This is a genomic window from Pseudaeromonas sp. HNCC25DJ182 (assembly GCF_055413365.1).
Map to the genome: position 1 here is coordinate 35,348 of NZ_JBVAYG010000023.1, position 22,418 is coordinate 57,765.

The window sequence follows — 22,418 nt, forward strand, 5'->3', positions numbered from 1 at the left end:
CATACAGAATGCAACGAAGTTAACATTATCGAGCGCAGACCTTAGCCATTACTCGAGGGCTAGCTCCTGCAGTACCCGTTGTAGCATCGCTGAATCGAATTGTGAACCTTGCTGGGGTAAGGCACTAAATACCCACGACTGTCCGGCATATTCAAACGACAGTCGAACCGAATGAAGATAAACCCGATCCGCCGGAGCAGCACCATACAGTGCATCACCCAGGATCGGTGAACCCAGACTCTTTAATGCCACCCGTATCTGGTGTGTTTTCCCGGTCTTGGGTTTGATATGAAATAAGCGCAAACCATCGCCGAGCCCAAAACTCTCGAACCAGGTGATAGCTGGATTATGCATGCTTCGACTGAGTAACCAAGTCCCCCGGCGACCACGCTCCATGTCACCCTTAATCCAACCCTGCTTTTTCTTGGGTTTCTGCTCACTCAACGCCAAGTACTCTTTGTGCATTTGCCGCCCGGCAAAGGCCATACTCAACTCGCGGTTGGCCTCCGGGGTTCGCGCCAGCAATAACACCCCAGATGTGACCTTATCCAAACGGTGCACCGGATATAACATCATGCCCAGTTGACGCCTTGCCTCACTGATCAGGCCAGGGACGCCCTCTTCATCATGCATACCAATTCCGGGGGCTTTATTCAGCACAACAAAATCATTCAGCATGGTGACTAACGAAAAGCCATCGTATTGGGAAGGGGTCATCTCAGCCGCCATCTACAAATCATCCATAGCAAAAGAGCGAGACCTAAGTCTCGCTCTTCAATCTGGCGGAGGGGGTGGGATTTGAACCCACGGATGGTCGCCCATCGACGGTTTTCAAGACCGTTGCATTAAGCCGCTCTGCCACCCCTCCGAACGCCGAAGATACTACTAAAGGCATTTCATGTTGTAAACACTTAACTTCATTCAATAATTTGTTTGCTCATCCTTTAATCATCCGGATTCATTCACCCATATCAGGATGTGACTTAAGCCATATTATTCGTGTTGGATTGATTTTCAGGTACCATAAGGAAACCATGATCAACCCTTAATTCTCATGTCAAAGACTCTCATTCATCCGCTGCGTCGCTTGACCATGGATAGCCATTTTTTCTTTGCTCTGAAAGTGATGGTCGCCATTCTCGGCAGCCTGATCCCGGCTTTGTGCTGGGGCATGACCCAAGAAACCGTTATTTTGTCCTTGGGGGTCGTCGCCGGCGCCATTGGTGAACCCGATGATAGTGTTCCGGGACGGATCAAGAATCTGGGTGTCACCATGGTCTGTTTTGTCATCGCCACGACATCGGTCCAGCTTCTATATCCCTATCCGTGGTTGTTTGCGATCGGACTCTTCCTCTCGACGATTGGCTTCATCATGCTAGGCGCATTCGGGCCCCGCTATGCGACGATCAGTTTTGGCTCTCTGCTGGTTGCCATCTATTCGATGTTGGGTGCGGCCCATGCCCCGAATCTCTGGTTCCAACCCGTATGGCTCTGTCTCGGAGCCTTGTGGTACGGCATCATATCCCTACTGTGGCTCAAAGCCTTGCCCCACAAAGCTGTACATGAGCAACTATCCCAGGTCTTCTTTGCCTTGAGCCAGTATTGCTATGAGAAGTCGCGCTTTTTCCCGGTGAAACGGGATCAGGTCGCGACCATTCGCCATAATCTGGGGCAATTAAACATCAGCTGCGTCTCACATATGCAGCTCACCAAGGCGATGTTGAGTGGTCGTTTGACCGCGGGTTGGGATCCCCATCTGGAGCGACTGCTGCAACTCTATCTCTTGGCGCAGGAGATCCATGAGCGTGTCGTTGCCAGCCACTATCTGTATGACCGTTTGCAGGATGACTTGCAACGTCATGCCATCCTCGACGGCTTCCGCGAGGTCCTCGAGCAATTAGCTACCAGTACTAAACAATTAGGCTATGCCGTGCTGATGCAGCGCGACTACGCACCGGATAAAGGTCTCACTTGGGTGATGACGGCGCTACGTGATCAGCTCGCCTACATCCAGTTACAACGGGAAATGCCAGAGGCGTTGCGTTCCTCGCTGCTCTTTTTGCAGCAAAATATGGCCGCGATACTGCAGTTGTTGATACAAGCCTCTACGCTGACGACACACCTGGATGCCCCCATCAGCCAATTGAGTCATCGGCAGTTGGCTAAATCCCCCCGTGCGGATTTAAAGCAGTTCAGCCAACAGCTCATGACCCCATCCCCACTGCTGCACCATGCCCTGCGAATGGCATTATGTCTGGTCGCGGCCTACGGTTTGCTGCAATTGTTTGCGATCCAGCAAGGCTTTTGGGTGCTATTGACCTGCCTGTTCGTCTGCCAATCCAGTTATACCGATACGCGACGTCGTATCTTTCAGCGTATTGGCGGCACCTTGCTCGGTCTTGTCTTAGGTGCCCCCCTCATCTGGCTGTCCCCCTCACCTACCGTCCAACTAGTTGGCATGGCAACCGCCGCGGTTTTGTTTTTTTCCCAGCTTCGCAACAATTACAGCGCCGCCGTGACATTCATTACTCTTTACGCACTCAGTGCCTTTGGCTTACTCGGGGTCGAAAGTAACGTTCTACTATTACCGCGCCTATTCGATACCTTACTCGGCGCTGGGATCGCTTTTATTGCGGTGATGGGGTTATGGCCAGAATGGCAACATCGCCACCTGCCCCAACTGTTGCAGGGATCGCTCCTGGCCAGTAAAAGCTATCTGGTGGGTATCCTGGATGAAGCTGCAGGCTCGGCTGATGAATTGCAGTATCGCATCGTCAGGCGCCAGGCCCATCTGGCCGACAATGCCTTGGCTCGTGCTTGGCAAAATATGTTGGCGGAGCCGAAAGACAAACGTCGATTCTTACGCATCTGCGCCGCACTGACCCAGCGTAGCCATACTCTGATCGCCTATATCTCGACGCTAGGAGCGCATCGGAAGTTGCTGAGCGGTCAGTTTTTGCCGGCACAACAAAATCTGGTCGACGGGATCACCCAGGTACTGGATGCGGCAGCAGCGGCGATCGTCGGCATCCCTCATAGTCACGGCGAGCTGTTAGTGCTGGCGCAGATCCCCGAGCTGCCTGAGCAAACCGCTAACCGGGAAGTCGGTTGGCTCATCCAACAGGAGCTGGTGCTGATTGCCGAACAAGCCAATGAATTATTGCGCCTGAGTCGGCTCCTCGAGCCCTTGAAGTTGTCAGCTCGTGATTGAATGATAAAATCTGCACACCTAGATCGAGAGAGCAGTTATGTTGGAACTGGCAGGCAAGTTGATTGAAACCGATGCACAAGGCTATCTGAAACATCTGGATGAATGGAGTGAGGATTTAGCGCGAGTGATAGCCGCGCAGGAAGCCATCGAGATGAGCGAAGCCCACTGGGAAGTCGTTCACTTCGTGCGTGCTTTCTATGTCGAGTACAAGACATCACCCGCCATTCGGGCCTTGGTCAAAGCGATGGAACAAAAATATGGGGTGGAAAAAGGCTCTAGCCGTTATCTCTATAAGTTGTTTCCGAAAGGCCCCGCCAAGCAGGCCACTAAAATTGCCGGTCTGCCCAAGCCGGTTAAATGCATCTGACCCAACACCTAATAAACCGTCTCGCGACGGTTTATTACTATCATGCGGCAGCCGCTTCAGGTACGGGTTTGCGAGATCAGAACCAACCGCTTTGGTAACAACAGTAGGAGGATGAAACAAAAAGGGAGATGAAACAGGAAAGATGGAGGCGCGTTCCGGAGTCGAACCGGACTAGGCGGATTTGCAATCCGCTACATAACCGCTTTGTTAACGCGCCTTTGAGAACTTGGAGCGGGAAACGAGACTCGAACTCGCGACCCCGACCTTGGCAAGGTCGTGCTCTACCAACTGAGCTATTCCCGCTTTGCAAACACCGGAACATGCGGTGCGGTTGGCATTCTAGCGACATCCATTACGGAGTCAACTATCAAGCTCACGAGCCAAGTTCGTTCGCTTAATATTTCGCCGCACTGACGACAAAGCAGACATCTAGGAACGACTCGAGGTCAAGTCGCCCCAGGCCGCCTTCAGATATTGCATCATGGAGGAGAAGGTCAATACGACCGCCACATACAAGAGAACATATGAAGCCCACACCACCCAGATATTCGCCTCCCAGATCAAGCCGGTCAGCGCCATCATCTGGATGGTGGTTTTCCACTTACCCATCCAGCCGACAGCCACGCTGGAGCGCTTGCCCAACTCCGCCATCCACTCCCGAAGGGCGGAAATCAGAATTTCGCGGCCAATCATAGTCAATGCCGGGATCGTGACTATGATGGTGCTGTAGTGCTCGACGATCAGAACCAAGGCGGTGGAAACCATGATTTTGTCCGCTACGGGATCCAGAAAAGCACCAAACGGCGTGCTCTGGTTCAAGCGCCGAGCCAGATAACCATCAAACCAATCGGTGATTGCCGCCAGCACGAACATCCCTGCAGCCCAGAGATTTGACCACTCGTACGGCATGTAGAACAAAATAACGAACACCGGAATTAAAAAAATCCGGAACAGGGTCAGCATATTAGGAATATTTAACATCATGTCACGCCACGGCAAATTCGCTGGCCCATGTTGCCCGAATCGATCTAATGATGCAACGCATCATGTATTTTGCTTGCTAACTCCAGGCTGATCCCGGGAACCTTGGCCAACTGCTCAATACTCGCCTGTTTAACCTCCTGCATGCCCCCTAAAAATTTGAGCAAGCTCTGCCGTCGTTTAGGGCCAACCCCAGGAATATCTTCCAGCGCACTGGCCACACGAGCCTTACTGCGCCGCGCCCGGTGACCAGTAATGGCGAAACGATGGGATTCGTCCCGGATGTGCTGGATCAGATGCAAAGCTGGCAAATCATTTGGAAAATGCAGCTCTTCATGACTATCACCGACGATCAAGGTTTCCAGCCCCGGTTTCCGGCTCTCGCCCTTGGCGATACCAATGAGCAGCGGATATTTGCCGCCCAGTTTATCCAGATGACGCGCCATGATCTCTTCGGCGCGAGCCAGCTGCCCCTTGCCACCATCAATAAACAAAATATCCGGGATCTTGTCGGCGACTTGCTGTTTACCGAAACGGCGCTCCAATGCTTGTGCCATGGCCGCATAATCATCGCCACCGGTTATCCCACTGATATTAAAGCGCCGATACTCACTACTCACCGGACCTTCCCGGTTGAAGACCACACAGGAAGCCACCGTATTTTCACCCATGGTGTGAGAAATATCGAAACACTCCATTCGGGCGATCGGTTGTTGTAATTCGAGTAACTCTTCCAGTTGGGCCACCCGTTGTTGCTGGGTGGATTTATGACTTAACTTGCTCAATAACGCGGCTTGCGCATTGGTACTGGCTAACCGGATGTAGCGCGCGCGCTCGCTACGGGTCCGGCTACTGACACGCACCGCATAACCCGCCATCTGAGTGAATGCCGCAGCGAGTGCATCCTCATCTTCCAGCTCGCAATCCAGCAACACCTCACTGGGGATCTGGCGGCCTGCCATACCGGACAAGTAAAATTGCAGCAAAAAGGCATGCAGCAATTCCTCAAACTCCGCATCAACCGGGATGGCTGGGAAATAGTTCCGGCTCCCGAGAACTTTTCCCTGGCGAATAAACAGGACATGCACACTCGCGACGCCCTGCTCCATCGCTGCGCCGATAACATCCATATCATCCAGTACGTTGCCACTGACCGATTGCTGCTCCTGGATCTTGCGTAATGCCAGCAATTGATCGCGATACCGAGCCGCCGCCTCGAAAGCCAATTGGCCGCTGGCCTGCTCCATCTTGCTAACCAGATCCGTGATGACCTGTTGATCCTTGCCCTGTAAAAACAGCCGGGCCAACTCCACTTGCGCCTGATATTCCTCTTCACTGACCAATCCCGGTACACAGGGCCCGGCGCAGCGTTTCAACTGATACAACAAACAAGGCCGACTGCGGTTGGCATACACAGAATCATCGCACTGCCGAATGGGAAATAGCTTTTGCATCAGATGCAGGCTTTCCCGCACGGCACCGCCACTGGGATAAGGGCCAAAATAATCTCCCGCTGACTTCCGAGGACCGCGGTGCAGAGTCACGCGAGGATGGCGTTGGCGTGTCAGCAGAATATAGGGATAGGATTTATCATCCCGCAGCAGGATGTTGTACTTGGGTTGATGTTGCTTGATCAGATTGTGTTCGAGGATCAACGCCTCTGTTTCGGTATGGGTAACCGTAAACTCAATATGATGGATATGGCTGACCAGGGCCCGGGTTTTGGTACTCCCCGGGTCACGTCGAAAATAGGAGCTCAGGCGTTTCACCAGATCCTTGGCTTTACCCACATACAAAATGACAGCGTCCTCACCCAGCATCCGGTAAACGCCAGGCTGATGAGGGACAGAGGCAAGGAAAGATTTATGATCAAACGCCATCTCAATATTTGCTCGCATTGGAATATGAAAAAGGCGGCTAAAGCCACCCTTTTATGTTGCAACACCCGTCACTACAGGGATTGAGCATCCAGCATGCCGTAACGCATGGCCATTCGTGTCAGCTCGACATCGCCACTGATCTGCAACTTGTCGAACAGCCGGTAACGATAGCTATTGACCGTTTTAGGGCTGAGACTCAATTGCTCGGCAATATCATTGACCTTACTGCCCCGAGTAATCATCAGCATGATCTGCAGCTCACGCTCCGAGAGAGCCTTGAAGGGATTCTCGGCATCATGACTAGAAAACTGACTTAGCGCCATCTGTTGGGCAATTTCGGGAGAGATGTAACGTTGCCCGGAATGAACCGCTCGAATGGCATGAATCATTTCATCCGGGGCTGAACACTTGGTCAGATACCCTGCCGCACCAGCCTGCATGACCTTAGTCGGAAATGGATTCTCGCTATGGACTGTTAAAACGATGATTCGGGCATCCGGTCGGGCCCGCAGGATTTTCTTTGTGGCTTCCAAGCCTCCAATACCCGGCATGTTCATATCCATCAGGATCACATCGGCTTCGTGTTCACGACACCACTGCACGGCAGTCTCACCGTTCACGGCTTCACCTGTGACCTTTAAACCTCGAACATCCTCAAGTATGCGACGGATCCCTGTGCGTACCAGTTCATGATCATCAACCAGGAATACGCTAATCAATCAAGTTTCTCCGCTTGTACAACTACACCACCAAGAGTGCTGGATAAACCCAGCTTCGGCATCATAACCAAACTCGTCCCGAGTGCAAACAAGGATGCTTAAAAGTTTGTCGAGCATCCAAAAAAAACCCCACCGCGAAGGTGGGGTCTCAGCCTATCATTCGAGCGGCAGTTGTTCGCCCAAACTGTTATAGCTAATTTTACTATCGGCTCGGGTTTGCTCCAGCAGTGCCTGATACACAGCGGTGGAGCGGCCTTGTGCGAGCTGATTCTGCAACATAGCCTCCATGGTTGACGGCTTGTCAGACTGGCCTATTTTATTCAACACCAGAACAACTTGCGAGCCATCCACTTGTGGAACCAGTTCAGCTGAAACTTTACCTGCCGCTGGCTTGGCCACCCGGAACAGCGCCTGGGTCAACGAGGCATCCAGATCGGAGCTCATGCGAGTCAAGCCCGTACGGGTCTCTTGCTTGCCGGACAGGCTAGTGACCAGTTCGTCTACCGCCTCCCCCTTCAGCAGCTTGGCTAATAATACTTCGGCTTGCTGACGCACCGCTTGTTGAGCTTTTTCAAGTTTCACCGCTGATTCAACATCGCCTTTCACCTCATCCATAGGGCGAACCGAGGCATGTTTGAACTCCAGCACGTGCAACACCATAGCCTGATTGTCGCTAATGTTGATCACTTCAGAGTTGGTGTTTTGCTCCCGGATTGAATCAGAAAACGCTTGCTGTTTAACCTTAGGATCATTGAACGGCGCTTTGTCGGTGGCAGCGCTGAAGAAATCGGAACTTAAAACTTTAAGCTCCATTTTTTCAGCCACCAGATCCAGTGAGTCCGGATTCTCGAAGCTCAAATCAGCCAGTTGCTGCTGCTTATCGAGAAACAATTCATGAGCCTTCTCTTCGCGCAGCTTGACTTCAACATCTTGCTTCACTTGTTCAAAAGGCTTAACTGCTTCAGGTTGAACACCCAGTAACTTGATGATGTGGTAGCCGAACTGGCTCTTGACCACAGGAGAAAGTTCACCAGTTTTGGTCAAAGCAAATGCAGCCTTGTCAAACTCCGGATCCATGACGCCCTTCTCAAACCAATCCAACACCCCACCCTTACGGGCAGATAATGTATCGGTAGAGTTAGCCGTGGCCAGCTTCGCAAAATCAGCCCCAGCCTTGAGTTCTGTCAGCAGTGTTTCGGCATGCTTCTGCGCTGCAGCAGCATCTTTATCCGCAATCAGGATATGGGCAACCTGACGACGTTCAGCCGTACGATATTGATCCAGATGCTGATCATAATAATCGCGCACATCCTGCTCGGTGATCGCCACCGAGGCTTGCAGGTCTTTGGCGTCCAGCAACACGTAGCTGATCTTGACTTGATCCGGACTCATGAACTGCTTCTGATGCGCTTGATAATATGCCGACAGTTCAGCGTCAGTTACCGTCATCGTCTTGAGAAAATGATCCACCGGCAAGGTATACAGGGTGGCATCACGAGTCTGTTGTAACAGCAGATCGATCGTTTTGATTTCACCAGGAAGCGCGAATTCGCTACCAATCAAACCACCGACCCAATTTTGCCGGACCAGATCCTGGCGAATCGACTCGCTGAAACTTTGAGGTGTATAGCCAGCACGGTTGAGCAGATTCAGATAACGTTCATTATCGAATTTGCCCTCACTCTGGAACTCAGGCATAGCACGGATGGTAGCCTTGACCTGCTCATCACCGACGCGAATGTGGGTTCCGTGAGCCTGTTGATCGAGCAACAGCTGATCAATCAGCTTATCCAGCACACCTTTGCGCATCTGCTTGATATATTCTGGATTGCTCGCCAGTTGCGAAAAGTTTTCGCCAAACTGGGATTCCAAACGGCTACGTTCGTTGCGATACGCGGTGTCCAGTGCCTGAGCGGTTATGGGTTCGCCATTAACTTCGGCAGGACTGGTATCAACCGGAGTGTTCAAGTAACTACCGACACCCGCCAGGGCAAAAGAGAGAATGATCAGCCAAAAAATAATTTTAGCGATCCGTCCCTGAGCCCCTTCCCGCAGTTTATCCATCAGCATGAATCTTTGCTCCCGATGCAGTGGATGTGAATATAAAAAAGCGCACCTGAAGTGATGCGCCCTGATTTATAAGATTTGAGGATTCAAGCAATTGAATGCAACAACTTCCCCGAGAGGAAAAGGGCGAGCTTTAGTTAACTGCGTCTTTCAACGCTTTGCCTGCCTTGAATGCCGGAATTTTAGCTGCTGCAATCTCAATGGTCTCACCCGTTTGCGGGTTACGACCAGAGCGCGAAGCACGTTCACGCAATGAGAAAGTACCAAAGCCCACCAGAGAAACCTGGTCACCTGCCTTCAGCGCTTCACCGACAGCATCGATGAATGAATCCAGCGCACGACCGGCTGCCGCTTTGGACAGATCCGCTCCTTCAGAAATTTTGTCAACGAGTTGCGATTTGTTCACGTTTTTCTTCCCCTATTTTTAGCCTTGGTCATAGCTGTTTTCCCTAGGCCATGACGAGTCAACGCTTTATAACAATCCTCCAGAGGGGTTGCAAGTGAAGGCCAACGGGAACCCGTGGCAATTCACGCTTTGCCAACCTCTTTGGTATAGAGCGGTCATATTTCGTACCGCTGGAGAGACGAAAACAGCCGGTCACCCGGCTGTCGATCGTTATGGTGTCGCTGTTACCACTTCAATTGGAGCAACCGGATTTTGTAGCGCCAGACGCAGCACATCATCAATCCATCGCACCGCGTGAATTTCCAGATCCTGTTTCACATTCTCAGGGATCTCTTCGAGATCTTTGGCATTCTCCTTCGGGATCACTACACGCTTGATTCCACCCCGATGAGCCGCCAGCAGCTTCTCTTTCAAGCCGCCGATCGGTAATACCTCACCGCGTAAGGTAATTTCCCCGGTCATGGCAACATCCGAGCGAACAGGATTTCCGGTCAAACTGGAGACCAAAGCCGTGCACATGGCGATGCCGGCACTTGGGCCATCCTTGGGTGTCGCGCCTTCCGGCACGTGAACATGAATGTCCCGCTTTTCATAAAAATCCGGGTTGATGCGTAGCTGCTCGGCGCGCGCCCGAACCACAGTAAGTGCAGCCTGGATAGACTCCTGCATGACATCACCCAGTGAACCGGTATAGGTTAACTTGCCCTTGCCCGGCACATTCGTCGCTTCGATAGTCAGTAAATCACCACCCACTTCGGTCCAAGCCAAGCCGACGACCTGACCAACCTGATCATGGTCTTCGGCTTTCCCATAATCGAAGCGCTGCACCCCCAGATATTCTTTCAGATTATCCTGGTTGATCGTGACCTGTTTGAGGTTCTTATCCAGCAAAATGGCTTTCACCGCCTTGCGACACAGCTTGGATATTTCACGCTCCAGGCTGCGCACCCCCGCTTCGCGGGTGTAATAGCGGATGATACCGACCAGCGCCGAGTCCTCGATGGTGATTTCATGAGGCTTCAGACCATTACGCTCAATCTGTTTTTGCAATAAATGGTCTTTGGCAATGTTGAGCTTCTCGTCTTCGGTATATCCAGACAGCCGGATCACCTCCATCCGATCCAGCAAGGGCCCTGGGATATTCATCGAATTCGATGTGGCCACAAACATCACGTCCGACAGGTCATAATCCACTTCCAGATAATGATCGTTGAAACTGTTGTTTTGCTCCGGATCCAGAACTTCCAGCAGCGCTGATGCCGGATCACCGCGCATATCGGAGGACATCTTGTCGATCTCGTCCAACAGGAACAACGGATTGCGAACGCCGACCTTCGCCATTTTTTGCAACAATTTACCAGGCATGGAACCGATATAGGTACGACGATGGCCGCGAATTTCGGCCTCATCTCGCACGCCACCCAAAGCCATACGCACATATTTGCGACCGGTAGCCTTGGCAATCGACTGACCGAGCGAGGTTTTGCCAACCCCGGGTGGACCGACCAGGCACAAGATTGGACCTTTAAGCTTATTCATCCGGCTCTGTACTGCCAGATACTCCAGAATGCGCTCTTTGACTTTTTCCAGGCCATAGTGGTCCTGATTCAAGGTCAACTCAGCCTGCGCCAGGTTCTTCTTGACCTTGGTCTTTTGCTTCCAAGGCACCGCCACCATCCAGTCGATGTAGCTGCGCACAACCGTCGCCTCAGCTGACATGGGTGACATCATCTTCAACTTGCTCAGTTCACCGAGGGTCTTGGTCTTGGCTTCCTCTGGCATTCCAGCTTCTTCAATCTTGGTCTGCAGGCCATCAAACTCGTCAGGTGATTCTTCGAGTTCACCCAACTCCTTCTGGATCGCCTTCATCTGCTCGTTGAGATAATACTCGCGCTGGCTCTTCTCCATCTGCTTCTTGACGCGAGAGCGAATGCGCTTTTCAACCTGCAGCAGATCGATTTCAGACTCCATCATCGCCATCAGGAACATCAGGCGTTCGGAAATCTCCGGCAGTTCGAGAACCTTCTGCTTGTCCTCGATTTTCAGCGGCATATGAGCTGCCATGGTATCGGCCAGACGAGCAGCGTCATCGATAGCAGACACTGAGGCCAAAACCTCCGGCGGAATTTTTTTGTTCAGCTTGATATAGCCTTCAAACTGGCTAATCGCCGAACGAACTAGAACCTCTTCTTCTTTTTCGACGATCGCGACTGACTCGCACAGATGGGCAACACCGACGAAGTAGTTATCTTCTTCCGTCAATTGCTCGAGCTCTGCACGTTGTGCCCCTTCGACCAGAACCTTGACGGTTCCATCGGGCAATTTTAGCAATTGCAGAATATTGGCAATGGTACCGACACGGTACAGGTCGTCCAATCCAGGCTCATCGGTGGCAGCCTCTTTTTGCGCCACCAATAAAATACGCTTTTCCTGCTCCATCGCTGCTTCAAGGCAGCGGATGGATTTTTCTCGCCCGACAAACAACGGAATAACCATGTGGGGATAAACCACCACATCACGTAACGGCAAGACAGGTATGACAACGCGTTCAGAACGCTCAAGATTCATATTCTTTTCTCTTGGCATAACGCCTTTGAATGATGCAACTTCGTGAGTATATGGGGGCGCTTCACGCAGATTCAATTGCTCGGTAGGCAAAAAAGCTGAAAGGGGCAAATTGCCCCTTTCAACTGCTTATTTTTAAGACAGTTAGTCACCAGAAGCCGCTTGTCGCTCATGGTTTTCATAGATGAGCAGCGGTTGCCCCTCACCCTTGATCACGCTGTCATCGATAACGACCTTCACCACATCATTTTGTGATGGCAGGTCATACATGGTATCCAGCAGTACACCTTCGACGATCGAACGCAGACCACGAGCACCGGTTTTACGTTCCATTGCCTTGGCAGCAATGGCCAGCAGTGCTTCTTCTCGGAATTCCAGCTCCACCCCTTCCAGCTTGAATAAGGCTTGGAATTGTTTAGTCAATGCATTCTTCGGTGACGTCAGGATCTGGATCAGGGCCGCCTGATCCAGCTCGGTCAACGTAGCCAATACGGGCAACCGACCGATGAATTCAGGGATCAGACCATATTTCACCAAATCTTCCGGCTCAACCTTGGCAAAAGACTCTGTCAGACTCACGGGTTTCTCTTTGGATTTCACATCAGCCTTGAAGCCGATACCGGTCCCCTTGGAGGAACGTTGTTCAATCACCTTATCCAGGCCAGCAAAAGCGCCACCGCAAATAAACAGGATCTTCGAAGTATCAACCTGCAAAAACTCCTGCTGCGGGTGCTTACGCCCCCCTTGAGGCGGAACCGAGGCAATAGTGCCTTCAATCAATTTCAGCAACGCCTGCTGCACCCCTTCACCCGAGACATCACGAGTGATAGAAGGGTTTTCCGACTTGCGCGAAATCTTGTCGATTTCATCGATATAGACGATGCCACGCTGGGCTTTTTCGATGTCGTAATCGCACTTTTGCAACAACTTCTGGATGATGTTCTCGACATCCTCACCGACATAACCGGCTTCGGTCAGCGTGGTGGCATCGGCCATGGTGAATGGCACATCCAGCAGTCGGGCCAGAGTTTCAGCCAGCAAGGTCTTACCGCTACCGGTCGGACCGATCAGCAAAATGTTGGATTTACCCAGTTCAACCCCATCGGCTGCGTAACCACTGCGCAAGCGCTTGTAATGGTTATACACAGCCACTGCCAGCACTTTCTTGGCATGTTCTTGCCCGATGACATAATCATCCAGATGCGCACGAATTTCATGGGGCGTCGGCAATGAACGTTCATCGCGGCGAGGGCTGATTTCGCGGATCTCCTCGCTGATAATGTCATTGCATAAATCTACGCACTCATCGCAAATGTAAACTGACGGACCGGCGATCAGTTTGCGCACTTCATGCTGACTCTTCCCGCAAAAAGAGCAGTAAAGCAACTTGCCATGGTCGCCGTCACCTTTGCGTTTATCTGTCATTCATAAACCTCAAATCAAAATACCGGAGGCAGCGGCCTCCGAAGCTTTATTCAGTGTATAACAGGCTGCAGCCTGTGTCAGTCCCGCTTGGTCAGGACCGCATCAACAATGCCATACTCGACGGCTTGTTCCGCGGACATGAAGTTATCCCGATCCGTATCCCGCTCAATCCGATCCAAAGGTTGCCCCGTGTGGAATGCCAACCGTTCATTCAAAGTCTGCTTGATCTTCAAAATTTCCATGGCATGGATCTGGATGTCAGACGCCTGGCCCTGGAAACCACCCAACGGTTGATGGATCATCACCCGTGAGTGCGGCAGTACAAAGCGTTTATCCTTAGCACCACCAGCCAGCAAGAAGGCGCCCATGGAGCAGGCCTGCCCCATACAAACAGTGCTGACATCCGGTTTGATAAATTGCATGGTGTCATAGATCGACATCCCGGCCGTTACCGAGCCACCTGGAGAGTTGATATACAGATAGATGTCCTTCTCCGGATTCTCTGACTCCAGGAACAGCAGCTGGGCCACCACCAGGTTGGCCATGTAATCCTCAACCTGACCGGTCAGAAAGATAACGCGCTCTTTGAGCAGACGGGAGTAGATATCATATGAACGCTCGCCCTTGGCGGTCTGCTCTACCACGATGGGCACCAGCGCATTCATGGAGGGAGCAAGAGAATCCTGGATCAGTTTATTCATAAGATGATGTTCCTAAAGTAAAAAGGCCCGAGTGATATCACACGGGCCATTATACGCATCAAGATTGTGATGACGTCAAATCGAATCAGGCACCTGCAGACGCTTTGTTGATCACATCATCAAAGGAAACGGCCTTCTCGGTCACCTTGGCCTTGGACATGATCAGCTCAACCGCTTGTTCTTCAACCGCCAGGTTGCGGATGTTGTTCAGCAGTTGTTCGTTCTTCAGGTAGTAATCCACCACTTCCTGCGGGTCTTCATAGGCAGTAGCCATGGACTCGATGATGCTCTTGACGCGATCGTCTTCAGCCTTGATGGCGTTGGTACGGATCACTTCACCCAGCAACAGGCCAATGCGGACACGACGCTCAGCTTGCTCCTGGAACAGCTCGGCTGGCAGCTGCGGCATGTTCTTGGCTTGCTGAGCACCGCCAAAACGTTGCATCGCTTGCTGACGCAGACCGTCAATTTCTTGCTCAACGGCAGCCTTCGGCACAGAAATTTCGTTGTTGTCGAGCAGACCTTGCAGGGCTTGCTCCTTCACCGCGTTTTTCAGCGCTTGGGTCAGTTCACGCTCCATGTTCTTGCGCACTTCTGCACGCAGAGCATCGATAGAGCCGTCTTCAACACCGAAGCGTTGTACGAACTCAGCGGTCAATTCCGGCAGGATCTGTTGCTCAACCTTGTTCAGCTTGATGGCGAACTTGGCTGCCTTACCCTTCAGATTTTCAGCGTGGTAGTCTTCCGGGAAGGTAACGTCGATATCAAACGCTTCACCGGCTTTTTTGCCATACAGACCATCTTCGAAGCCCGGGATCATACGGCCTGCGCCCAGAACCAGGGAGAAACCTTCCGCCTTGCCACCTTCGAATTCAACGCCATCGATAGAGCCGCTGAAGTCCATGTTGACACGCAGTTCAGCCGCAGCCGGAGCATCGACATCAGCCCAGGTGGCGTGTTGCTTGCGCAGGGTTTCGATCATCTTGTCCAGATCGGCGTCTTGAACGCTGGCAACCGGCTTTTCAATCTGGATGGCTTCCAGATTCTTCACTTCGATTTCCGGGTAAACCTCAAAGCTGGCGGTGAACACGAAGTCCTTGCCGGCTTGCAGTTCGTTCGGAGTAACAGTCGGGGCGCCGGCCGGGCTCAGCTTCTGACTGACCACAGCTTCAACGAAATGACGTTGGATCAGCGCATCAGCCGCATCAGCAACAACCATTTGACCGTACATTTTCTTGATCACGCTCATCGGAGCCTTGCCAGGACGGAAACCGTCGATACGACGGGTCTTGGCCAGTTGAGCCAGGCGAGCATTGACTTCTTTCTCTACTTTCTCAGCCGGTACTGTGATGGTAAGACGGCGCTCAAGGCCTTGGGTCGTCTCTACAGAAACTTGCATTCTTTTACCTCGTTCAACTCAGCACGCAGGGGGATTCCCCTACTCCTCAGACGCAGCCAGGCGACCAGCGCCCACCTCATCCTCGTTTGAAGACAATAATGTCTTCCCTCGATACATAAAATGACGCGGCATTATAGCGATGCCATCTGGGCTAGTCGAGCTATCCCCAGTATATCGGAGATGCCTGTTTCGCATTTTTACAACAAAAATTGCTGCTAACGGTATGAATTGTTGCTTAATTCACCACTTTCGCGCCAAGAGCCGGGTTTGCCGTTTCCGATGACAAGCCATGATGGATGCAGTTTGCTACAGTAGCAGCCGGTTCATCCATCCGGATGGCATGAGCGTTTATTTATTGATTATTGATCTTCATGAGAGCCCCTATGCCAGAGCCTGTATCGCCTTTCTCATCTCAACCGGTCGTCACCGGGCAATCTTCCCTACCCCATGATTTTCTTGGCGTCATCGAGGGTTTTTTCGGTCATAGCTGGTCGTGGCCGCAACGGCAGGAATATGCGCACTGGCTACCGCGTCACGGCTATGGCTTCTATATTTACGCACCTAAAGATGACGGCTATCTGCGTCGGCACTGGCAGCAGCCATGGCCTGATCAGCAGCTCGCCGAACTCCGGGCGTTGGCAGCCAGCTGCAAGGCCAATCACTTGGCTTTTGGCGTGGGTTTGACGCCCCTTGGCGCCCATCATGATTATCCACAAAAGCGCGCACAACTCCTGGCCAAGGTTCAGCTGATCGATGCCGAGCTGGCCCCGGACATCCTGGCGGTACTGTTTGATGACATGCCCAGCGACACACCCGAACTGGCCCGTCTGCAACTTACCATCGCCCATGATATTGCCGCCCACACTCGCGCCAAACGCCTGATTTTTTGTCCGAGTTTTTATAGTACGGACCCCATTCTGGAGAAGGTATTCGGTGCCATGCCCGCAAACTACTGGCCGGAACTGGGATCTGGACTGGACGCCCATTTTGATCTGTTCTGGACCGGCCCCAAGGTGTGTTCAACCGATTATCCGCTGGATCATCTCGCCTGGGTGGCCGACACCCTCAAGCGTAAACCCTTCCTCTGGGACAACTATCCGGTCAACGACGGCAAGAAAGCCTCCAATTTTCTCTACCTGCAGCCTTTTGAGAATCGTCCTGCCCAGTTGCGACACTATCTGGCGGGACACGCGGTAAATCCGATGAAACAACCGCTATTGAGCCGCTTGCCCTTGGCCTCTTTACCCTTGAGTTATCAGCTGGCGGATGATTACCATCCCGACGCGCTCTGGATGCAGATCGCAGGCACAGAATTAGGTGTCGAATTAGCCCGGCAACTGACCATCGATCTACCGGCTTTCTGCCAGCTGGGCCTGGAACAGCTGGGCGAGAGCGACAAACAACAGCTGCGTCAGCGCTATCAGCCCTATCGCAGCCATCCGGCGGTGATCGAACTGCTGGACTGGCTGGATGGCCGCTATCAGTTTGATCCCGCCTGCCTGACTGACTGATATGCGATGATGACTCCGGCAGTCCCTAAGCGCATGCCATACCCCAGTGACTCGTCACGCGAGTCGTTTCATCTTCAGAATTAGGAGTTCTTATGCCTTCGTCCAACGCCTCTTGGCTGGACAGATCCACGCTTTTGGCGCTGTTAACCATTCTATTGTGGTCATCATTAGCAGCACTGACATCCCGAATCACCTCGGTCACACCGCTGGTATTGGTCGGCCTGGTGCTGTTGTTTTGCGGGTTGGGAGCCATCCCGTTCTGGCGGCAATGGCGAGCCCCGCTCGTCACCTGGCTTGCCACCATCATCGCTTTTCTCGGTTACCACCTGCTATTGTTCAGTGCCTTCCGCCATGCGCCGGTGCTGGAAGCCAATCTGATCAATTATCTCTGGCCCTTGATGATCATACTGTTCACGCCCCTGCTGCTACCTCAGCACCCGTTGCAACGACAGCATGTCATGGCTGGCCTGCTGGGTTTATGTGGCAGCCTGCTGGTGATGATCGATGGCTCCTTGCATTTGCAGCAACACTATATCCCCGGCTATCTGCTAGCCCTTGCCGCCGCGATCACCTGGGGGTTTTACTCGGTGCTCTCCCGCCGATTACCCGCGGCGCCAGCACCTGTCATCGGCGCTTGCTGCCTGATCTCGGGCTTGTTCGCACTCCTGATCTCTCATGTCAGCGAAGGTGCTTTGCCGTGGCAGCAGATCCCCAGCCGTGACTGGTGGTTGATCATCGGCTTGGCCATAGGCCCGATGGGAACGGCGTTCATCACCTGGTATCTGGCGTTACGAGATGGGGATCCCCGCCGCATTGGCGCCCTTGCCTATCTCACTCCGCTGCTCAGCACTTTGTTACTGGTGTTGATCAACGGTGAAAGCTTGCAGCTACGCCATGTGATTGCCGGAGTGCTGATCATCGGCGGCGCCGCTCTGGGACTACAAGGTGCTCGGCCCCGGCGATCTCGCCGCAGCGGCGCCACCACGCAGTGAGCTACAACCCGGTGGGATGGGTTAGCTCCCCATTCGAATACTCATGTCCGCATGTGGCGAGCCGTAACAATCATGATATTCTCGGCCAATACCATGCTGGGCCGGGATAGCAGTCCAGTGGGCAATTTATAATGTTGCGACGAGAGGAAATAACCATGCGCATTCTTCACACCATGCTTCGTGTCGGTGATCTACCCCGTTCTCTAGATTTCTATACCCGGATCCTGGGGATGAAATTGCTGCGGCAAAGTGAAAACACCGAATATAAGTACACGTTGGCGTTCGTAGGATATGGCGACGAAAAAGATGAGGCCGTGATCGAGTTGACCTACAACTGGGGCGTCAGCGACTACGAGCTGGGAAATGCTTATGGCCACATCGCTCTGGAGACTGAAGATATCTATGCCACCTGTGATGCTATTCGCGCCGCAGGTGGCACCATCACCCGAGAGCCCGGGCCGGTACAAGGCGGAACCACGGAGATTGCATTTGTGGTCGACCCCGACGGTTACAAGATTGAACTGATCAACAAGAAGTTTGCCGGACAGGGTCTGGGGAACTAGTTTCCGGCCAATGACAGAGTTCGCGCTGTATGGCGGGTTCGCAACTTGTCACATGGCCATTCGGAACAGAATGAAATCAGCAGCCGTTTACGGCTGCTGATACACGACAAGGAGAGAGACGATGATAGTTTTGTTGATCATTCTGGCCACCCTGCTGGGTTTACTGATGTGGCTGGCCCAGATCTATAACCATCTGGTCGCCCTTAAAGGCCAATATGCCAACAGTTTTGCCCAGATCGAGGTGCAACTCCGTCGTCGCTACGATCTGATCCCCAATCTGGTGGAGACAGTCCGCGGTTACCTGCAACATGAAAATCAGACCCTACAGGCCATTACCGAGGCACGTAATGCAGCGCATGCGCTGTTGAAGGTTGCCAGTCAGAATCCGGGCAAAGGTCAGGCCATGACCCAGCTGGGTCAGGCTGAAACCCTGTTGGCCCAGGCGTTAGGCAACTTGAACATCCAAATCGAGGCTTATCCGGAACTCAAAGCCAATGAGCAGATCGCCCAGTTGTTTGAGGAGCTGACAGCGACCGAAAATCGGGTCGCATTCGCCCGCCAGGCCTTCAATGACGGCGTCACCGCCTACAATATTTACCGTAAACAGTTCCCTGCATTACTGTTTGCGGCGCGTGTAGGTCACGGTGTCGATGCCTCTTTACTGGAAATTGCGGAACCCGAGTTATACCACCAGCCCCCTCGGATCAATCTGACTTCGGCCAGCTGAGTACCTGCACCCCACTAGCCGACCGGGAGTCGCAGTATGGATTTTTACCAGCAACAGCAGACCGCCCGTCGCAGCAGTCGATTGCTGATCCTGCTTTATCTGGCCGGAGTGGTTACGCTCGGCATTCTTTCCAGTCTCTGGTTAAGCCTGCTGCTGATCCCCTTAAAATTACTGTTTGCCGCACCCACCAGTGACCTATTCAGTCTGCCGCAGTTTTTGTTTCTGAGCGGATTGATCATGTTGCTGTGTCTGATCATCAGCTACGCCCGTTATCATTCGCTCAAACGAGGTGGCTGGCATGTCGCGAAGGCATTGGGTGCCAGTCGACTGGCACTCACAGCAAACAGCCTCAAGGATCAGCAATTCCGTAATGTCGTCGAAGAGATAGCACTGGCATCCGGATTACCCGTTCCTGCCTTGTTTGTGCAGGAGCAAGAGCAAGGTATCAACAGCTTTGCGGCGGGCATGGGGATCCAGGATGCCGTCATTGTGGTGACGCGGGGGGCACTGGAAGCCCTGGATCGAGATGAATTACAGGCCATGGTCGCCCATGAATTCAGCCACATCCGCCATGGCGATATTCGTCTGAACCTGCAATTGGCCGCAGCCATGACCGGCTTACTCGTGATTGCCGAACTAGCAGAGCAACTTGATCGTCCGGTACAGCACCAAACTTCCGATCAATTCTGGCCCGAAAAGCCCCATAGGCACGCCAACCCACTCCATTCCGGCTGCTATCTCATCGGATACGGCGGCGTCTTCTTCAGTGAGCTCATCAAAGCCGCCGTCAACCGGCAACGCGAAACTCTGGCGGATGCTACAGCAGTCCAATTTACCCGCAACCCCCGCGCCCTGGCCTCTGCTCTGAAGAAGGTCGCAGGGCATCCCTATGCCTCACTGATCTTTCATCCTGCCAGCCGCAGCTTCAGCCATCTATTTTTTGCCCAAGGACTGAACAGTACCTTCGCCGGCGCGTTAGCAACACATCCCCCCCTTGCCGAGCGGATCCGCGCCTTGGAGCCGGACTGGAATGGTCAATACATTCGGAATCTGCTGCCGATGCAACAGAATGACTATCGGGAGCTGGCCGATACTTCGGTGCAGCAACGTCGTGGATCCGCACTGGATGGCTCGTCATCATCCAGGATACAGCCCGCGCCGCTCGCCGCCATGACACTGGATCTGGATGCACCGCAGGAGTGGTTACCCCAGATCCCCGCACCACTCATAACCGCCGCCCACCAGTTGCTGGGAGCTCAGTCGGTACTCTATTCACTGCTGATCAGCTCCGATCTGGTGATCCGGCATCGGCAGTTTTCGCTGTTGCCCAATCCTCAGGAGGTGGAAGCATTAACCTGTTATCCACTATCCGCCCCCTTGCGCTTAGGCTTGGTGGAGTTATGCCTGCCGACCCTGCAGCGACTCGATAGCCAGCAATACGCGATGTTTACAGATCGGCTCCACCAGTTAATTCACGCCGACGGAGAGCAAAACCTATTTGAATGGTTGCTGAGCCGTTTGATCGACCACCAGTTAGCTCCTTGTTTTTCGCCCGCCCCCCCATCGAATAGCATGGTGAAAAATATCGAGCAGCTTGGTGCCGAGATCCAACAAATGGCCAATTGGATGGCCCATCACTGCACCAACACGCCTGCGGCGGCGGAGGCATTCTTTACCACGCTGAGCGCACAGCTACCATTGCCACTGAGTCGGGAAAACACGATGAGCCTCGACGCCGTCGGGAACGCATTGACCCGGCTCCAACAGGCGACCCCACGCATCAAATTACTGTTTATCCATGCCCTCTCCGACGCCATCGCCCGGGATGGCAAGGTTTCTGACGTGGAATTTACCCTGTTCCGAGTTTTGGCTTTGTGTCTGGACTGTCCAGTGCCACCGCCCCAGCCAGGACAAGGTGCGGCGATACCGTTGCATTGATCCGCTATTTTTTTGAAAACGTTAACAACACCTCGCTTTCGCTGCAGTTGAGTCTGTGTCACCTCGGTGAGTGTTGGTATAATCCGCCCATACCTGCGACAGGAGACCCACTCGATGGAGTTTAAAGAGATGGCAGCAGCCCAACAGGCTGCCAAACAGGGCAACGCCGATGCCCAATATAGCCTGGGTGAATGTTATGCCCTGGGCCAGGAGGTTCTGCAGAATGACCTGATGGCCGCGCACTGGTATCGACTCGCCGCCCATCAGGGCCATCCGGTAGCTTTGGTCAAACTCGCCTCGCTTTATGAGCAGGGTAAAGGCGTGGGTCAGGATCAGCAGCAGGCCCTGGAGTGCTACCGCGTGGCGGCCGAACGCGGCCATCCGGAGGCAGCCTATCAGTTGGCCCTGCGGTTCGACACCGGACGCGGCGTAGCTCAGGATGTCGCCCAAAGTGCCCGCTGGTATCAAAGAGCGGCAGAATTGGAACACGCCGATGCGGCTTACACGCTGGCACTCATGTATGACATGGGACGGGGTGTGGCTCAGGACTACAAGACGGCCCTGAAGTGGTACAAAAAATCGGCTGAACTGGATCACCCTGAAGCGCCTTACAACATAGGGCTCATGTATTACAACGGCCAAGGCGTGGCTCAGGACAACAAGCAAGCCCTGTTCTGGTATCGACAAGCCGCGGAAAAATCCCACATCGAAGCCCAGTTTCTACTCTCGGCCATGTATGCCTTGGGACAAGGAGTCCCTCAGGATGATATGCAGGCGTATGTCTGGGGCTCGCTGGCTGCCGTTGGCTTCCCGGACGCCGCCAAGATCCGCGATAACGCCGCTACCCGACTGGATAGCGCCTCGCTGAACAAAGCCAAGATCTTGGCTGCTTCATATGCCGAGCAATATCAAGTCAGCTGATATCTGCTCTCGCAAACCACCACTAAAAAGCCCCGTTTTTAAACG

The 22,418-nt window shown here is 53.1% G+C and carries 18 protein-coding genes and 3 tRNA genes; 8 read left to right on the plus strand and 13 right to left on the minus strand.

Features of this window, described 5'->3' with window-relative positions; all coding sequences use genetic code 11:
- Positions 1-48: 48 nt before the first annotated feature.
- Positions 49-717 carry a TIGR01621 family pseudouridine synthase gene (locus ACZYUB_RS15795; RefSeq protein WP_463949219.1) on the minus strand — a complete coding sequence of 223 codons (669 nt, stop codon included), beginning with the start codon at positions 715-717 and terminating at the stop codon, positions 49-51.
- 63 nt (positions 718-780) lie between these two features.
- Positions 781-868: transfer RNA gene (locus tag ACZYUB_RS15800), tRNA-Ser, on the minus strand.
- Positions 869-1,054: 186 nt separating this feature from the next.
- On the opposite strand from ACZYUB_RS15800, the gene yccS reads away from it, so the two are divergent.
- Together yccS and ACZYUB_RS15810 are read left to right on the plus strand one after the other, a co-directional pair.
- On the plus strand, positions 1,055-3,211 hold the full coding sequence (yccS, locus tag ACZYUB_RS15805) for a YccS family putative transporter (RefSeq protein WP_463949202.1): 2,157 nt from the start codon (positions 1,055-1,057) through the stop codon (positions 3,209-3,211).
- A 37-nt stretch (positions 3,212-3,248) separates the two neighbouring features.
- Positions 3,249-3,578: a TusE/DsrC/DsvC family sulfur relay protein gene (locus ACZYUB_RS15810; RefSeq protein WP_460882854.1), complete on the plus strand. Its 330-nt coding sequence runs from the start codon at positions 3,249-3,251 to the stop codon at positions 3,576-3,578.
- Positions 3,579-3,721: 143 nt separating this feature from the next.
- Here ACZYUB_RS15810 and ACZYUB_RS15815 read toward each other — a convergent pair.
- The 11 genes from ACZYUB_RS15815 to tig all read right to left on the minus strand — a co-directional run bounded on the left by ACZYUB_RS15815 (position 3,722) and on the right by tig (position 15,721).
- Positions 3,722-3,795, minus strand: a tRNA-Cys gene (locus ACZYUB_RS15815).
- Between the two features lie 10 nt (positions 3,796-3,805).
- Positions 3,806-3,881: transfer RNA gene (locus ACZYUB_RS15820), tRNA-Gly, on the minus strand.
- Between the two features lie 126 nt (positions 3,882-4,007).
- On the minus strand, positions 4,008-4,559 hold the full coding sequence (gene pgsA / locus ACZYUB_RS15825) for a CDP-diacylglycerol--glycerol-3-phosphate 3-phosphatidyltransferase (RefSeq protein WP_460882855.1): 552 nt from the start codon (positions 4,557-4,559) through the stop codon (positions 4,008-4,010).
- Positions 4,560-4,606: 47 nt separating this feature from the next.
- Complete coding sequence (uvrC, locus tag ACZYUB_RS15830) at positions 4,607-6,457, minus strand: excinuclease ABC subunit UvrC (RefSeq protein ID WP_463949203.1); 1,851 nt, start codon at positions 6,455-6,457, stop codon at positions 4,607-4,609.
- A gap of 53 nt (positions 6,458-6,510) precedes the next feature.
- Positions 6,511-7,158 carry a UvrY/SirA/GacA family response regulator transcription factor gene (uvrY, locus tag ACZYUB_RS15835; RefSeq protein ID WP_460882857.1) on the minus strand — a complete coding sequence of 216 codons (648 nt, stop codon included), beginning with the start codon at positions 7,156-7,158 and terminating at the stop codon, positions 6,511-6,513.
- A gap of 156 nt (positions 7,159-7,314) precedes the next feature.
- Complete coding sequence (gene ppiD, locus ACZYUB_RS15840) at positions 7,315-9,228, minus strand: peptidylprolyl isomerase (protein ID WP_463949204.1); 1,914 nt, start codon at positions 9,226-9,228, stop codon at positions 7,315-7,317.
- A gap of 130 nt (positions 9,229-9,358) precedes the next feature.
- Positions 9,359-9,631, minus strand: a complete 273-nt coding sequence (locus tag ACZYUB_RS15845) for an HU family DNA-binding protein (protein ID WP_463949205.1) — start codon at positions 9,629-9,631, stop codon at positions 9,359-9,361.
- Between the two features lie 210 nt (positions 9,632-9,841).
- The gene (lon, locus tag ACZYUB_RS15850) at positions 9,842-12,199 is read right to left on the minus strand and encodes an endopeptidase La (RefSeq protein ID WP_463949206.1); all 2,358 of its coding nucleotides are present in this window, start codon (positions 12,197-12,199) and stop codon (positions 9,842-9,844) included.
- A 141-nt stretch (positions 12,200-12,340) separates the two neighbouring features.
- Entirely contained in the window at positions 12,341-13,621 is a 1,281-nt protein-coding gene (gene clpX, locus ACZYUB_RS15855) for an ATP-dependent protease ATP-binding subunit ClpX (protein WP_463949207.1), read from the minus strand.
- Between the two features lie 77 nt (positions 13,622-13,698).
- Positions 13,699-14,322 (minus strand): ATP-dependent Clp endopeptidase proteolytic subunit ClpP, encoded by a 624-nt coding sequence (gene clpP / locus ACZYUB_RS15860; protein WP_463949208.1) that lies wholly within the window; start codon positions 14,320-14,322, stop codon positions 13,699-13,701.
- Positions 14,323-14,407: 85 nt separating this feature from the next.
- A complete protein-coding gene (tig, locus tag ACZYUB_RS15865) occupies positions 14,408-15,721 on the minus strand; it encodes a trigger factor (protein WP_463949209.1) in 1,314 nt (437 codons plus the stop codon).
- Between the two features lie 383 nt (positions 15,722-16,104).
- On the opposite strand from tig, the gene ACZYUB_RS15870 reads away from it, so the two are divergent.
- From ACZYUB_RS15870 to ACZYUB_RS15895, 6 genes are all read left to right on the plus strand, one after another.
- Positions 16,105-17,232: a beta-N-acetylglucosaminidase domain-containing protein gene (locus ACZYUB_RS15870; RefSeq protein ID WP_463949210.1), complete on the plus strand. Its 1,128-nt coding sequence runs from the start codon at positions 16,105-16,107 to the stop codon at positions 17,230-17,232.
- 92 nt (positions 17,233-17,324) lie between these two features.
- Positions 17,325-18,224: a DMT family transporter gene (locus tag ACZYUB_RS15875; protein ID WP_463949211.1), complete on the plus strand. Its 900-nt coding sequence runs from the start codon at positions 17,325-17,327 to the stop codon at positions 18,222-18,224.
- Positions 18,225-18,379: 155 nt separating this feature from the next.
- A complete protein-coding gene (gene gloA / locus ACZYUB_RS15880; RefSeq protein WP_463949212.1) occupies positions 18,380-18,787 on the plus strand; it encodes a lactoylglutathione lyase in 408 nt (135 codons plus the stop codon).
- A 121-nt stretch (positions 18,788-18,908) separates the two neighbouring features.
- Positions 18,909-19,514, plus strand: coding sequence for a LemA family protein (locus tag ACZYUB_RS15885; protein WP_463949213.1), 606 nt, complete (start codon positions 18,909-18,911; stop codon positions 19,512-19,514).
- A gap of 36 nt (positions 19,515-19,550) precedes the next feature.
- Positions 19,551-21,452 carry a M48 family metalloprotease gene (locus ACZYUB_RS15890; RefSeq protein ID WP_463949214.1) on the plus strand — a complete coding sequence of 634 codons (1,902 nt, stop codon included), beginning with the start codon at positions 19,551-19,553 and terminating at the stop codon, positions 21,450-21,452.
- A gap of 114 nt (positions 21,453-21,566) precedes the next feature.
- Positions 21,567-22,373, plus strand: a complete 807-nt coding sequence (locus ACZYUB_RS15895) for a tetratricopeptide repeat protein (protein ID WP_463949215.1) — start codon at positions 21,567-21,569, stop codon at positions 22,371-22,373.
- Positions 22,374-22,418 lie beyond the last annotated feature (45 nt).

Coding starts and splice junctions, on each gene's coding strand:
- ACZYUB_RS15795 (WP_463949219.1), bottom strand. CDS start 717: ATGACCCCTTCCCAATACGATGGCTTTTCGTTAGTCACCATGCTGAAT.
- yccS (WP_463949202.1), top strand. CDS start 1,055: ATGTCAAAGACTCTCATTCATCCGCTGCGTCGCTTGACCATGGATAGC.
- ACZYUB_RS15810 (WP_460882854.1), top strand. CDS start 3,249: ATGTTGGAACTGGCAGGCAAGTTGATTGAAACCGATGCACAAGGCTAT.
- pgsA (WP_460882855.1), bottom strand. CDS start 4,559: ATGTTAAATATTCCTAATATGCTGACCCTGTTCCGGATTTTTTTAATT.
- uvrC (WP_463949203.1), bottom strand. CDS start 6,457: ATGCGAGCAAATATTGAGATGGCGTTTGATCATAAATCTTTCCTTGCC.
- ppiD (WP_463949204.1), bottom strand. CDS start 9,228: ATGCTGATGGATAAACTGCGGGAAGGGGCTCAGGGACGGATCGCTAAA.
- lon (WP_463949206.1), bottom strand. CDS start 12,199: ATGAATCTTGAGCGTTCTGAACGCGTTGTCATACCTGTCTTGCCGTTA.
- clpX (WP_463949207.1), bottom strand. CDS start 13,621: ATGACAGATAAACGCAAAGGTGACGGCGACCATGGCAAGTTGCTTTAC.
- clpP (WP_463949208.1), bottom strand. CDS start 14,322: ATGAATAAACTGATCCAGGATTCTCTTGCTCCCTCCATGAATGCGCTG.
- tig (WP_463949209.1), bottom strand. CDS start 15,721: ATGCAAGTTTCTGTAGAGACGACCCAAGGCCTTGAGCGCCGTCTTACC.
- ACZYUB_RS15870 (WP_463949210.1), top strand. CDS start 16,105: ATGCCAGAGCCTGTATCGCCTTTCTCATCTCAACCGGTCGTCACCGGG.
- ACZYUB_RS15875 (WP_463949211.1), top strand. CDS start 17,325: ATGCCTTCGTCCAACGCCTCTTGGCTGGACAGATCCACGCTTTTGGCG.
- gloA (WP_463949212.1), top strand. CDS start 18,380: ATGCGCATTCTTCACACCATGCTTCGTGTCGGTGATCTACCCCGTTCT.
- ACZYUB_RS15885 (WP_463949213.1), top strand. CDS start 18,909: ATGATAGTTTTGTTGATCATTCTGGCCACCCTGCTGGGTTTACTGATG.
- ACZYUB_RS15890 (WP_463949214.1), top strand. CDS start 19,551: ATGGATTTTTACCAGCAACAGCAGACCGCCCGTCGCAGCAGTCGATTG.
- ACZYUB_RS15895 (WP_463949215.1), top strand. CDS start 21,567: ATGGAGTTTAAAGAGATGGCAGCAGCCCAACAGGCTGCCAAACAGGGC.